This window comes from Ruminococcus callidus ATCC 27760, assembly GCF_000468015.1.
Classification (GTDB): Bacteria; Bacillota; Clostridia; order Oscillospirales; family Ruminococcaceae; genus Ruminococcus_C; species Ruminococcus_C callidus.
In genome coordinates this window covers 15,341-28,572 of record NZ_KI260415.1, presented here as the reverse complement: position 1 = coordinate 28,572, position 13,232 = coordinate 15,341, and the positions used below count along the sequence as shown (strand labels likewise).

General features: G+C 44.9%; 20 protein-coding genes and 1 other RNA gene. All 21 read left to right on the top strand.

Features of this window, described 5'->3' with window-relative positions:
* Window positions 1-197 (top strand): hypothetical protein (locus RUMCAL_RS16265; protein ID WP_021682395.1); only part of this gene is annotated, 197 nt, incomplete at its 5' end.
* Complete coding sequence (locus RUMCAL_RS08740) at window positions 194-733, top strand: hypothetical protein (protein WP_021682394.1); 540 nt, start codon at window positions 194-196, stop codon at window positions 731-733. The genes RUMCAL_RS16265 and RUMCAL_RS08740, both read left to right, overlap by 4 nt.
* Window positions 734-827: 94 nt before the next feature.
* Window positions 828-1,292 carry an SsrA-binding protein SmpB gene (gene smpB, locus RUMCAL_RS08735; RefSeq protein WP_021682393.1) on the top strand — a complete coding sequence of 155 codons (465 nt, stop codon included), beginning with the start codon at window positions 828-830 and terminating at the stop codon, window positions 1,290-1,292.
* Between the two features lie 13 nt (window positions 1,293-1,305).
* Window positions 1,306-1,678, top strand: a transfer-messenger RNA (tmRNA) gene (gene ssrA / locus RUMCAL_RS15080).
* 242 nt (window positions 1,679-1,920) lie between these two features.
* Window positions 1,921-2,142, top strand: a complete 222-nt coding sequence (locus tag RUMCAL_RS08730) for a hypothetical protein (protein WP_021682392.1) — start codon at window positions 1,921-1,923, stop codon at window positions 2,140-2,142.
* A gap of 276 nt (window positions 2,143-2,418) precedes the next feature.
* The gene (locus RUMCAL_RS08725; protein WP_021682391.1) at window positions 2,419-2,616 is read left to right on the top strand and encodes a hypothetical protein; all 198 of its coding nucleotides are present in this window, start codon (window positions 2,419-2,421) and stop codon (window positions 2,614-2,616) included.
* Window positions 2,613-3,407: a helix-turn-helix domain-containing protein gene (locus tag RUMCAL_RS08720; protein ID WP_021682390.1), complete on the top strand. Its 795-nt coding sequence runs from the start codon at window positions 2,613-2,615 to the stop codon at window positions 3,405-3,407. Before RUMCAL_RS08725 ends, RUMCAL_RS08720 begins: the two co-directional genes overlap by 4 nt.
* Window positions 3,408-3,448: 41 nt before the next feature.
* On the top strand, window positions 3,449-3,802 hold the full coding sequence (locus RUMCAL_RS08715) for a nucleoside triphosphate pyrophosphohydrolase family protein (protein WP_021682389.1): 354 nt from the start codon (window positions 3,449-3,451) through the stop codon (window positions 3,800-3,802).
* Entirely contained in the window at window positions 3,750-4,067 is a 318-nt protein-coding gene (locus tag RUMCAL_RS08710) for a hypothetical protein (RefSeq protein ID WP_040647675.1), read from the top strand. Before RUMCAL_RS08715 ends, RUMCAL_RS08710 begins: the two co-directional genes overlap by 53 nt.
* Before the next feature lie 21 nt (window positions 4,068-4,088).
* On the top strand, window positions 4,089-4,583 hold the full coding sequence (locus RUMCAL_RS15540; RefSeq protein ID WP_021682387.1) for a hypothetical protein: 495 nt from the start codon (window positions 4,089-4,091) through the stop codon (window positions 4,581-4,583).
* A gap of 42 nt (window positions 4,584-4,625) precedes the next feature.
* Window positions 4,626-5,120, top strand: a complete 495-nt coding sequence (locus RUMCAL_RS08700) for a hypothetical protein (protein WP_040647671.1) — start codon at window positions 4,626-4,628, stop codon at window positions 5,118-5,120.
* A gap of 183 nt (window positions 5,121-5,303) precedes the next feature.
* A complete protein-coding gene (locus RUMCAL_RS08695) occupies window positions 5,304-5,570 on the top strand; it encodes a DUF3310 domain-containing protein (protein WP_242823502.1) in 267 nt (88 codons plus the stop codon).
* Window positions 5,567-5,887, top strand: a complete 321-nt coding sequence (locus RUMCAL_RS08690; protein WP_021682383.1) for a hypothetical protein — start codon at window positions 5,567-5,569, stop codon at window positions 5,885-5,887. Before RUMCAL_RS08695 ends, RUMCAL_RS08690 begins: the two co-directional genes overlap by 4 nt.
* A gap of 83 nt (window positions 5,888-5,970) precedes the next feature.
* The gene (locus tag RUMCAL_RS08685) at window positions 5,971-6,354 is read left to right on the top strand and encodes a hypothetical protein (RefSeq protein WP_021682382.1); all 384 of its coding nucleotides are present in this window, start codon (window positions 5,971-5,973) and stop codon (window positions 6,352-6,354) included.
* Between the two features lie 6 nt (window positions 6,355-6,360).
* Entirely contained in the window at window positions 6,361-6,564 is a 204-nt protein-coding gene (locus tag RUMCAL_RS08680) for a hypothetical protein (RefSeq protein WP_021682381.1), read from the top strand.
* The gene (locus RUMCAL_RS08675) at window positions 6,561-7,262 is read left to right on the top strand and encodes a hypothetical protein (RefSeq protein ID WP_021682380.1); all 702 of its coding nucleotides are present in this window, start codon (window positions 6,561-6,563) and stop codon (window positions 7,260-7,262) included. Before RUMCAL_RS08680 ends, RUMCAL_RS08675 begins: the two co-directional genes overlap by 4 nt.
* Before the next feature lie 211 nt (window positions 7,263-7,473).
* On the top strand, window positions 7,474-7,980 hold the full coding sequence (locus RUMCAL_RS08670; RefSeq protein ID WP_207636452.1) for an RNA polymerase sigma factor: 507 nt from the start codon (window positions 7,474-7,476) through the stop codon (window positions 7,978-7,980).
* Between the two features lie 122 nt (window positions 7,981-8,102).
* Window positions 8,103-8,453, top strand: a complete 351-nt coding sequence (locus tag RUMCAL_RS08665) for a prevent-host-death family protein (RefSeq protein ID WP_021682377.1) — start codon at window positions 8,103-8,105, stop codon at window positions 8,451-8,453.
* Complete coding sequence (locus tag RUMCAL_RS08660) at window positions 8,443-9,591, top strand: DUF2800 domain-containing protein (protein WP_051343769.1); 1,149 nt, start codon at window positions 8,443-8,445, stop codon at window positions 9,589-9,591. Before RUMCAL_RS08665 ends, RUMCAL_RS08660 begins: the two co-directional genes overlap by 11 nt.
* Window positions 9,592-10,140 (top strand): DUF2815 family protein, encoded by a 549-nt coding sequence (locus RUMCAL_RS08655; RefSeq protein WP_021682375.1) that lies wholly within the window; start codon window positions 9,592-9,594, stop codon window positions 10,138-10,140.
* A gap of 207 nt (window positions 10,141-10,347) precedes the next feature.
* A partial coding sequence (locus RUMCAL_RS08650) for a DNA polymerase (protein WP_040647667.1) occupies window positions 10,348-13,232 on the top strand: 2,885 nt, incomplete at its 3' end.

The following is a 13,232-nucleotide window of genomic DNA, read 5'->3' as shown; positions in this document are numbered from 1 at the left end:
CAGACGCTCTTTGTGCGGTATTGCCTAAAATTGATCTTATTGAGGGGCATCGTGTCAGCGTGATTTGCAATGACGGCAGAGTATATGAGGGGTTCGGAGCTGTTCCGTGCATAGGGGAAGATGAGAATGGTGAAGAAACTGATGCGGTATTGCCTTATGAAATGATATGGAAACGAAAATGGGAGGTATCGCTATGAAACGATCGGATTTTCCTGATACCAATGATGAAGAACATAAGAGTTCTCGTTTTTTGCCCTGTGCGTTGCGGTTTCTCTATATCGATGATGACACGCTGCGTCGATTACAGTCGCTGGAGCTTACCAGTTATGAGGGATTTCCTTTGCATCTGGATTGTTGTACTGTGCATGGCGATAGAGCGAAACAGGTTTATTGGATCAATGTTCGTCTGGAAGATTGGGAACAAAATCAAAAATTTCGCAATGCACTGGCAGAAGAATATGGAAGAATGGTAGTGCCGCACATTCGAAATCCTCAGATTCGGGAGTATGTGCTTGTCATGAACGAGAAACCGGTGTATATCTTTTTGCAATACAGCGGCTGGGCAGACGGGTGTTCCGTGAATATCCTGAAAGTGATCTCGGATCATACTGCTAAAAATGAAATCGAGTATCTGAAGCAAGTCATTTCGAAGTGTGCAATGCTGCAATTTTCCGGCGGACCGGAGTATTGGTATCGGGATGACTATGCGGTTTTCATACCGAGCCAGAAATGAATGGACTTGCAAAGATTTTTTCAAAAAAGCTTGACATATAGATAGAATTATGCTATAATGAAAACATCATCATTTGCGGAAGGAGTGTCATATCATGCAGACGAAAGGAACAAAGCAGATTTGCGAAAACCGGCAGGCACGGCATGAATATTTCATTCTGGAACGCTATGAAGCAGGAATTTCTTTGCAGGGGAACGAGGTCAAGTCTATCCGGCAGGGGCATGTGAATCTGAAAGATGCTTGGTGCGATATTTCTGACGGAGAATTGTTTATCAAGGGCATGCATATCACACCCTATGAGAAAGACGGACTGTTCCGGACAGACCCTATGCGGGTGCGGAAATTACTGATGCATCGTCAGGAGATCAACCGTATGTTCGGCAAGGTGAAGCAGGACGGTTTGACATTGGTGCCGCTTTCGCTGTATTTTAAGGATTCCCGCGTGAAAGTACAGGTGGGACTCTGTAAGGGTAAAAAACTGTATGATAAGCGGCAGACGGCTGCAAAACAAGATGCCCAGCGGCAAATTCGCCGTGCAGTAAAGGAACACAACCAGTAAAGATTGGCAGAATGGGGGCGTAACGGTTTCGACGGGGACGATGAAGCATGATAAGCGAGCAGAGATTGTCGCATCTCTTTAAACAGCGGCACGTTTAAAATTAAACGCTAAAAAGAACTTTTCTGTAAGCTTTAACAAGAGCCTGCAGGTAGCTGCCTAAGTCAGCTACTGTCGCCCGTAGGAGTACCACGGCCTACGCTGCGGCATCATTGCAGTGGTGAACGTTCCGGCGGCCTGTTCACACCGCAGGATCGGATTTGAACTACCTTTCTTAGCAGCCTGTTTACCGGCGGTTTTGAAAGGGAATCAATGTAGATAAACTACGCTCGTAGAAAGTTGTGTGGATTTGTTTTCGGACACGAGTTCAATTCTCGTCGCCTCCACCATAACTGCACTTAACCTTTGATACAAAAGGTTAAGTGCTTTTTTTATATCCAAACAGAAAAAGTGCCGAAAATACGCTGGTTTTTGACAAATGCCTGTTCACGTAACGATTCAGTTCGTTGCGTGGACAGGCATTTTTTATTTTCCAGCCACGATTGCTAAAAAGCAATCGTTAAAATTTAAGAGCAATCGTTAAATTTTAGGCAGTAATCGTTAAAAGATTGTAGTTAGGGAGATTGAAACCATGAAAGAGCATCAGAAAGAAAGTGCGTTATACTTGTGCGACCCCAGTAAAAATGTGACTTGCCAAAAGAGCGTTTGCCAGTCACAGTGCGTACTTACAACAAAGGTGGAATATGCGAAAGCAGATGCCGATGGCAGTCCAATTATCGTTTACAAGAATCGAATGGAGGCTTTGAGCAGTATCCTCCCAAAAGAAAATGGAACTGCATCCCACGGGGTTTAACCCTCCCCGAATGCCATAGGTGATTACCTAACAACGCCCGTCGGGAGCGTATCCCGACCCAAGCCTGCCAGCAATCCGTAGACCGTGGATGTAAAGCAACGGTGTCGGCTGACTTTAAAACCGTGCATTGGTGGCTGCACGTTTTCATGACTGGAAAATCATGCTTCCCGTTGCAGATAGCGATTGCAACACGCTTCTGAGTCGTTGAGCGTATCAGCGACATCCAACTTACTTTTCATCTTGAAAAGTAAAATAAATGGTTAGGAGTGAATCACTATGGAGAACAACAAAAGGGTTATTGTGCGGGCTACAGAAAAGTATGAATTTTGCTGCTATCTTTCGGACATGGGAGTAGAGCGAATCTATACGGTACTCGCAGAAAATGAAAAGGATGCTCGTGAACGGTTTCATGAGTTGCTGAATGAGGAACGAGTGGAATTACTCCAAATCAGAAAGGTGGATGAAGAAAGATGAAAGACGGAAATTACTATACCGTTTACGGCTGGATGATTAACCGGCTAAAGCTGAAAGGGACAACTTTACAGCTGTACGCAGTGATCTATGGCTTTTCCGAAAACGGTGAAAATGAGTGCTCCGGCAGTCTTGCCTACCTTGCTGAAACGACTGGATGCACCAAGCAGACGGTTTTGAATGCCCTGAACAAGCTTGAAAAACTGGGGTATATTTTGAAACGTCAGACAAGGGATGATGACGGTGGTTTACGAAATCATTATCGGGTAAATTTAACCGCAATCGAACAGCGTGTTTCTCCACAAAAAGCGGAAAGCGGCTGTGGAAAGAATGTTGAAACAAAGGCTGAAAGGCCTAAAAAATTTACCCAGCCGGTCAAAAAAACGAAATGCCCTCAGCCAAAAAAGAGGAATGCCCCTAGTCAAAAAAACAGACCGTATAATACTACAAGAGAATCAATAGGTTTTGAATTATGTGAGGGGGACGCACGCTCGGAAAAGCAAACATTCGGTGATTTTCAGAATGTTCAGCTGACAGAGAACGAATATGCTCGACTGTCAGAACTGTATGGAACACAATTGCCGCAGACAATCAGCAGCTTATCCAGCTACATGGCATCGACTGGAAAGCACTATCGCAATCATTATGCAACACTGTTTCGATGGTGTCAGCAGGATATTCAGAAAGCAAAAAATCAAGGTCAGCAACACCACAAATATCGAAATCCAGAACGAGCCAGTGAATGGCTATCGGAAAACCGAGAATTCTTAGAGACCCTTAGCGGACTTTACTGAACCTTTGATAAAACAGGGAATGACGAAAGGAATGAATAAAAATGACAACGGAACAGATGCACGTAATTGCAAAAATAACAGATGCCAGAACTTTTGAAAGGCAGCTGGAGCAGACTGTTGAGGAGGCAGCAGAGTTCATTCAAGCAGCTCAGAAAATCAAACGGTATCCTGGAAATTCGTTGCAAATGAATCATCTCGTGGAGGAAACCGGCGATTTGCTGATTACCTTGGAACAAATCCGCATTTACCTTGTCCGAGATGGCTACGGTGATGCACTGAACAGTATGATTGACTATAAGCTGAACCGGGAACTTGGCAGAATGGAACAGGAGCGTAAGGACAATGAAAGCAAGGCTTATCACAATCGGAGAAAGCAAAATCCGTCAAAGGGTTGAGGAAGAATATCAGAAAAAGAAAGATCAGATTTATGAATCGGTAATTCAAGATGTTCTTCCCCAGTTTATGTCCGTTTGTATGGTGGAACTCAATAAAGAGTTCGGATTTGGAGAAAAGCGACTGCGGTCTGTTTTGGATGGCGTAAAAGACCATTTTAAGCTAATGGACGGGGTCGGGATTTTGAACCATCAGTATTCTACGCTAGACTGTCTTACATACTTGCAAGAAAAGTATGGTATTGATTTGGATAAGGAACTGCTGTAATGGCAGAAAGGCGGTTACAACATGAATAGAATCTGTAGACAATGCGGTGCAGAAAAACCACTCTGGGAGTTTGTTGACCGCAGCAAACAAACTGGTGAACGGAGAAAAATTCATCGTGTTTGTGCAGCTTGCAGATCTGAACGTAGCAAAGAACGATACCAGCAGAGACGGAAAGAGGTGCTTTCCTACCAAAAACAGTATCGTGAGAAACTAAAACGTGAGAGAATTGAAACTCCCGTCAGCAGTGACCAAAAGGAAAGCTGTGGTTCCGTGGACGATGGATATGTTCGCTTGGCTGCGGAAATTCTGAGGAGTGAGTTCTCTGCTTATCGGAGAGCATTGGAAAAGTATGACGGAAGTCCGGAATCTATCGGTAGAATTCGGTCGATTGAGCGTGAAATTCTTACGCCGTACTACGCTGCATTGACGATGAATGCTATCGATTTGAAAAGGTACTGCAATGATTTGCGAAAAAAGTATGGCATAGATGGAGGAATAGAAGATTGGGCTGGATAAGCGTGAGAGATTCCCTTCCAATCAATGAAAGGAGCAAAAATAATGAAGATTGAAAAAGAAACAAAGGTTGTCATTTTGCAAAATGGGAACGCAGTGACGGCTACACAGTATGTTAACGGCAAGAAAGTAAACGCAAGCATTGCAAGGTGCTGTCCGGAGGATGCTTTTAATTTTGCCTTTGGTGCAAAATTGGCTTTGGAACGGCTGCTTGATTGTATGGGTTCTGCACCGGAAACTGCTTTTGATTGGGACAAGTTTATTTCCGGTGACGTATGGGTACAGACGAACAGTTCCAACACTGATGCCTTTTTGCAGGTTTGCGAAGAGCATCATTTGACAGATCGAACCGGAGATCGTCCGACAAAGTTGAATGTATTTCGTGACTTTAACAATGCAAGTGAGATTGAAAAAGCGTTGTACGGGATTTTCGGAATGATTCCGAAAGAAAATATCTGGTTTGCAACACGGGATGGAAAATTGCGGTGGGGCAATGAGAAACCAACTGGAGAAATTTTTGAATGGGGACAGGCAGAATGAACGATTGTGTAAACTGCAAATATGCAAACCAGTCCAAAAACACAAGAGTCATCCGGACACCTGCTGCGGTTATTACGCAGAAACAGGGTGGCATTGTTTGCGAGAATACGGGGCAGAAAACAATACAGATAATCGATAATGGATTGCGATGCTCTGGCTTCTGCCGGAAAGAAGCGAAAGGCGGTGAATGAGAAAATGTGTAAGGAAAGAATCGGGCTTCATCCGATGCCGGATAATGTGAATCATCCATTTCACTATCAAGGAAAGTACGAGTGCATTGATGAGATGGTCGCATTGTTTGGCGTGGATGCTGTTCGCCATTTCTGTATGTGCAACGTATATAAATACCGTTTTCGCGCAAGTCGGAAAAATGGACCGGAAGATATAGAAAAGGCGGAGTGGTACATGGGAAAATTGATGGAGTTAAATCAGGAGGTAAAAGAAAGATGATTCTTCATGAGATGTTGGCTAATACCTCATACTACGGACAAGTCCTCATTTATGCAAGAAATGCTTATGACCAGTGTGTAGAAATTTTTCAGGGAAGTGTTGAAAACGCCCGAAAAGACGAATATGTGTGGGATTATCTGACATATGAAGTTGACCAGTGGATATGTGGAAATCACTGGACGTTGATTTATGTCAAGCACTATGCTTATGAAGATAGACTGGAAACTTGTTATTATGATTCAGACAGGTGGACAAGAGAAAATCGCCCTTACAAAAGTTCGTATGAGGTCGAAAAAGAATTGAAGTGCTTAAGCTAAAGAGCTGATTTTATAAAACGCTGCAAAAATCTGAAGAAAGTGGTACATGGAAAAACTAATGGAAATAAAACAGGAGGGAAATCATGAAAAAGCTGATTGTTGAGATTGATGACAAATATGCAGATGCGGTATCAATGTCATTTATCGGAACCAAATGCACCGAATCGGAAGAAATCCACATGACTGTTGCTGCAGTTGCTGTTAAGCATGATGTAACAGCGGTTGCAATTTGCGAAGATGGAAGTTCAGTTGGCTACGAAGGTGATTTGGAAGCCAAAGATCAGCTGTCCATTGAAAAATTGATAAATGCAGTCGGACAGCTGGAAGACTTACGTTGCGACCGTGAGGGCTTTGCAGCTGATTTTGAAGACGAAGAAGATAACGCTTTTCGCCTTGATGTTGCGGCAATTGACACAGCTTTAGCAGCGATAAAGCGGCTGATTGAATTAGAATACGAAAAGGAGTAATTGGAAATGAGCGATGAAACATTAGAACTGCTATGGTCAATGCTTACGAACGAGCAACTTTTGGAACTGCGGGAAAAAGGTGCAATGGATGATCGCACAATGGCATCTTTCAAGACTGAATTGTTTAAGCGGTGTTTGATTCAATTTGATGAAACAGCGGATGCAGTGGCAAAGGCGGTTATGGCGGCATTTATGGAGGGATTGACATGATAAAAATCGAAAATACGGAAGTATACGGCTGGGAAGCAGCCATCCGTGGAATGCGAAATCCGAAAAATTCGTGGGAAAAATCAGACAGTTGTTATTGCAAAGAACCCATAACAGCCAAATGTAACAATTCTGGTTGCTCTCATTGTGGGTGGGCTTGGACTAATCTTGGCAAGAATCCGTTTTGCATTGGCGATAATGATTTGACCTTAATGCAAAAATTAGTCCGAGCAGGAACTGATCATCGGAAATTTATGCGAATGATTACAGTGAGTTGTGATATAATCGCACCTTTCTATTGGTGGAAACAATTTGACACGTACAAAATCGGAACGGTTACCGATTCCTGCTCTACAATGCACAAAATTGCTGAAAAGGAATTTGTATTGAACGATTTTTCATGCGAATATCTGTTTAATGGCACCGAGGAAGGAACAGAGTTTCTCAAAGATTTTATGTACACAATTAAAGCCCTCAATAAAGCACGAGAAAAGTATTTGGAAACCAAAAAGAAGATTTACTGGTGGCAGATGATTCAGATGCTTCCGGAAAGTTATAATCAGCGAAGAACTGTAGTGTTGAACTATGAAGTGCTGCGAAATGCCTGCCAAGCAAGAAAAAATCATAAACTTGATGAGTGGCATGAATTTTGCAAGTGGGCAGAATCACTGCCATACAGTGAACTGATATTGGAGGTGTGAGCAGGTGTATAAGATGAAGTGTCCGAGATGTGGGAAACGTGCCTTTGATATTTCTGTGCTACCTAAAATTCCAGTGATTATTGAACTGAAATGCCCAAACTGCCGGAATATCGTGAAAGTTTCCTGCAGATCCGAGATGTGCATGGCTGATAAGAGATAGATAATATACCGAGCAACGGAGTGATTTGACTACCAAATAGCCGGATAGTATATGAGACGACTGTTTTATATGCTGTTCGGCTATTTTTGTTTCATATACTTGACTTCACTTGAGTTTTTTTGCAAGCTGACTTCTATCAATCAGAAAGGAGTCATGTATATGAAATTTCGTAAAACAAGAACAGCAGCCAGATCCGTTTATATCTATCGCTTTGCAGATGGAACAGTCGCTGTGCTGCATCCGGGAGAACAGGGTGTAAGCACTGAGATCATCGACTTTTTGCACAAGTTGGATGACCGTGAGGTGTATCGTAATCTGAAACAGCGAAAGGTGAAAGAACATTGTGCAAAACCTGTCGATACTGAAGTGGAATCTTTGGAAATCCAGCGTTTGCATGAGGTTGTGTCCAGTCTTACGCTGAAGCAGCAGGATACCTATCGCAGAGTGGTCGTGGAAGGAAACCCTATGACACAGGTAGCAAGAGAAGAAGGCGTATCGGAAACGGCAATTCGGCATCGCATGGCGAAAATCAAAGCCCAAATCAAGAAAAAATTTTGATTTTTCTACTGATAGGGTTCGATTTTATGCTGATTTTTTCGACTGCATTTATGGAAGGAGGTGGTGCATGATGGCGTGTTTCTAAATCCCATCAAAAATGCTAAGAAAGAAGGTCAAAGAAAATGAGTAAAGAACCTACAACATTACTGGATGTGATTCATGTGATCCGTCAGTTGGCAGACAAATTGGAAACTATGGCGGAAACCATGACAGAACGGGAAGTACAGACATTTGAGCAGGTATATCCGCCGGAAGAAGGCAATACGGAGGCTGTACAGAAGCCGGTGTCTGTGAAAGATACGCCGACAGTTTCTATTTCTGAGATTCGAGCGGTACTGGCAGAAAAGTCACGTTCTGGTTTTACAGATTCAGTAAAGGCACTGCTTCAGAAACACGGGGCATCAAAGCTGTCTGGTGTTTCTCCCGAAGAATATGCGTCCTTGTTAGAGGAGGCGAAGCAGATTGAAACTTAACGATCATGCAAGCCGTTTACACGCAGTGCTTTCTGCTTCATCCAGTGCTCGTTGGCTGGCGTGTCCGCCCTCCGCACAGCTTTGTGCGGTTTTACCGGATAAAGTCACTGATTATGCTCGTGAAGGCACGTGTGCTCACGAGTTGGCAGAGTACAAAGTGCAAAAACTGCTTGGCAATCCGGCATCTAATCCCACGGAGAACTTAGACTTCTACGATGCAGAAATGGAGGACTGTACGGACAGCTACGCCCAATACATCGCCGAACAGCTGGCAAATCTGCAAGAACCGATTGTTTTAGTGGAACAGCGTTTGGATTTCAGCCGATATGTTCCCAGCGGTTTTGGCACGGGCGACTGTGTGATTGTTGCAGATGATGTCCTGACTGTCATTGACTTTAAGTATGGTAAGGGCGTAGCAGTATCTGCTGATCACAACTCGCAGATGATGCTGTATGCTCTGGGTGCATTGCAGCTATTTGATGCCCTTTATGACATTGCAGAAATCCGGATGGTGATTTTTCAGCCGAGAATCCAGAGCGTTAGTGAATGCGTTATGCCTATTTCTGAACTGTTGCATTGGGCAGAAACAGAATTGAAAACGAAAGCAGAACTTGCATCCAAAGGCGAGGGAGATTTCTGTGCTGGTGAACACTGTCGGTTTTGTAAAGTGAAGGCAACTTGCCGAAAACGTGCAGAATACAATCTTCAGCTGGCACAGTATGACTTCGCTCCCCCGGAAATGCTGGTGGATACTGAAATCGAGGCAGTATTGGAAAAAGCTGATCAATTGGTTTCATGGGCATCCGATATCAAGGAATATGCTTTGCAGCGAGCAATTTCCGGCAAACAGTGGAATGGGTACAAAGTTGTGGAAGGTCGGTCGAATCGAAAGTATACCGATGAGGCAAAGGTCATTGAAAAAGTCAAGGCTTATGGGAAAAATCCGTACAACGAACCGGAACTGCTGGGAATTACCGCAATGACAAAGCTGCTTGGCGGAAAGAAAAAGTTCGATGAAATTCTTGGGAATTTCACATACAAACCGCCGGGTAAGCCTGCACTTGTACCAATTTCGGACAAGCGTCCGGTTTGGAATTCCGCAGAAAAAGATTTTGAAACAATACAGGAGGAAAAATAAATGGCAAACGAAAGAAAAACAAAAGTGATTACAGGAACTGTGCGTTTGAGTTACGCAAACATCTGGGAACCGAAATCCATCAAAGGTGGTGCCGCAAAGTATAGTGTTTCCTTGCTGATTCCGAAGTCTGATAAGGCAACTCTTGCAAAAATTCAGACTGCAATTGATGCTGCCATTGAAGATGGCATTGGAAAGTTCGGAGGAAAGAAGCCGAGTAAGGCTGCTCTGAAGCTGCCGCTGAGAGATGGCGATGCGGAACGCCCGGAGGATGAAGTGTACAAAGACTGCTATTTTGTCAATGCAAATAGCACCACTCCTCCGCAGATCGTTGACCAGCAGGTACAGCCGATTCTCGATCAGAATGAAGTCTACAGTGGCTGCTATGCAAGAGTTGCGGTAACATTCTATGCGTTTAACAGCAACGGAAATAAGGGCATTGCCTGCGGTTTGGGTAATATTCAGAAGGTACGAGATGGTGAACCGCTTAGTGGACGTACCAATGCTGCTGATGATTTCGATGCTCTTGAAAGTGACGATTTCCTTGATTAACTAAAATGGCAATTTAGTAATAAGGATGGTGAGAAAAATGGGGCAATTCTTTCCGTTGTTATTGCGGTTTTTTGGTGCATTTCAATGTTTTGTTGGGCAGCAATTTTCGTTGCTGCACTGATTGATCGTTTCAAGAATCACAAGTAAGCAAAAATGTCGGGTGGGCGACTGACGGAGTATCCGTTCGGGTGGGTAATAGGTGTAACAATGCAAAAATTGATGATTGACTTAGAAACAAAAAGTGATGTGGATATTACAAAAGCCGGGGTTTACCGCTATGCGGATTCCCCGTATTTTGATATTCTGCTTTTTGCGTACTCCGTAGACGATGCCCCGGTGCAAGTGGTTGACCTTGCCTGCGGCGAGCGGCTGCCAGAAGAAATCCTAAATGCCCTAACCGATGACCGCATCCAGAAGCACGCCTTCAACGCCAGCTTTGAACGGGTATGCCTGTCGGTCTGGCTGCGGCGAAACTACCCAGAACATTTCGTCTCCTACGGCTCACCAGAGGATGCCTGCGGCAACTATCTCAGCCCGAAAGCATGGCGGTGTACGATGGTGGCAGCTGCCTATCTGGGCTTGCCGCTGAGCCTTGCCAGCGTGGGAGCAGTTCTACAGTTACAGCAACAAAAAATGTCCGATGGCAAAGCCCTAATTCGCTATTTCTGCGTACCGTATGATCATGTAAACGGCATTCCGGTGTTTCATGCCCCTGCCGATGCTCCGGAGAAATGGAACGTCTTTCAGGCATACAACCAACGGGATGTGGAGACGGAACAAGCGATTGAACAAAAAATTGCTCGGTTTCCTGTGCCGGAATTTGTCTGGCGAGAGTACGATCTTGACCAGTCCATCAACGATCGAGGAGTACAACTGGATTTACAGTTGGTGCAACAGGCAATCCGCATGGACTCGCTCACGAAAGACAAGCTGCTGCATCAACTGAAAGATCTGACCGACTTGGACAATCCGAACTCTGTTCAGCAAATGAAACAATGGCTGGCAGAACACGGACTGGAGTTAGAATCGTTGGGCAAAAAAGAAGTACAGGAACAGCTGAAAAACGCTTCGCCGGACTTGCGAACCGTGTTGTTACTGCGACAACAAGTATCAAAATCCTCGGTCAAAAAATATCAGGCTATGCAGAACGCCGTCTGCTCGGATGGTCGTGCAAGAGGAATGTTTCAGTTCTACGGAGCGAACCGTACGGGGCGCGAGGCTGGTCGTATCATTCAGCTGCAAAACCTGCCACAGAATCATCTTCCCGATTTGGAAGATGCACGGAAGCTTGTGAAGTCTGGTGATTTAGAGGCGGTAGAACTGCTGTATGAAGATGTTCCGGACACGCTCTCACAGCTGATTCGGACGGCGTTCGTGCCAAAGCCCGGCTACAAATTCCTCGTGGCAGATTTCTCGGCGATTGAAGCAAGAGTGATTGCGTGGCTTGCCGGTGAAACGTGGCGAATGCAGGCGTTCGCAGAGGGCAAGGACATCTACTGTGCATCAGCATCTAAGATTTTCGGTGTGCCAGTAGTCAAGCATGGCATCAACGGGCATCTTCGGCAGAAAGGCAAGGTCGCAGAATTGGCTTGCATCGCAGAAGGACAATTGGTGCTTACCGATCATGGGCTGATTCCGATTGAGAAAGTGACTACAGATGACCTCTTGTGGGATGGAGAACAATGGGTACACCATGAAGGTGTCATTTACAAGGGCAAACGTGAGGTGATTACTTATGAAGGACTTACAGCAACCCCAGATCATCTCGTATGGATCGAAGGGCAATCACGGCCGATACAGTTTGGAATCGCCGCCTCCTGCGGCTCACATCTCGTACAAACCGGAGATGGTGGGAAATCAATACGGCTGGGTGAAAATTATCAGTGCGGAAAAACGCTGGAGCAAAACATGGAACCGTTGCTATGTGTTGACCGAATGCACCGGATGCAACTCGAAGCAGTGGACGCTACTTTCCAACCTTACATCAGGAAAATCAAATGGTTGTCAGAGATGTTCTCAGCCCAGAAAAATTCCGCTCTGGCTCGAAAAAAGACTAACCGCAGCAAAGCAACGCTGCGAAAACCCAAAAGATGCAGGATATTCCAATTACGGTGCAAGAGGGATTCGGTTCGATTTTCCTTCTGTGACAGCGGCAGGTTTGTATCTGATAAACAAGTTTGGCATACCAGAACAGGCAATGGAAATCGACAGGATCGACGACAATGGAAACTATGCTCCGGAAAATCTCAGGTTTGTTACTCATACAGAAAACAATTTGAACAAGCGGACGACCGTCTTAACACAATTCGTCCAAAGTTACTGGCCTTATGCGTACAGTACCACTATTCGAAAATTATCCAGCGGGATGACACGAGAAGAAATTATTCAGGATGCCGAAAATGCCGTTGCGGAGAAAAGAAAATGCTGGAGACTCATAGCCGCACGGCTCGACTTTATGACATACAAAATGCCGGAAGACATCATCGTTTTACCGTATCGGGAAAACTTGTCCACAACTGCGGCTACGGCGGCTCGGTCGGAGCAATGAAAGCCATGGGCGGATCGGAAATGTCCGATGCAGAACTGAAGCAAATTGTGACGGACTGGCGAACTGCTTCTCCACACATTGTACAATTGTGGTGGGACGTAGAAAATGCTGCCATCAAAGCTGTGCGGGATAAAACCGAAACAGAGACCCACGGCATTCACTTCTCTTATGAATCTGGTTTTCTGTTTATCAAGCTGCTGTCTGGCAGACGGTTGGCATATGTCAAGCCACGCATCGGTGAAAATCGCTTCGGCGGTGAGTCCGTTACCTATATGGGAATCGGCAATCAGAAGAAGTGGGAACGCTTGGAAACTTACTCCGGCAAGCTGGTCGAAAACATTGTTCAGGCAACCGCACGGGATCTGCTCTTCTATTCCATGCAGACACTATCGCAATACTTCATTGTCGGTCATATTCACGATGAAATGATCATCGAATGCCCGAAAGATATAAAGCTGGATGAGATCTGTCAGCAGATGGCGATAACGCCAGACTGGGCAAAGGGACTGTTGCTTCGGGCAGACGGATATGAATGCAGCTTTTA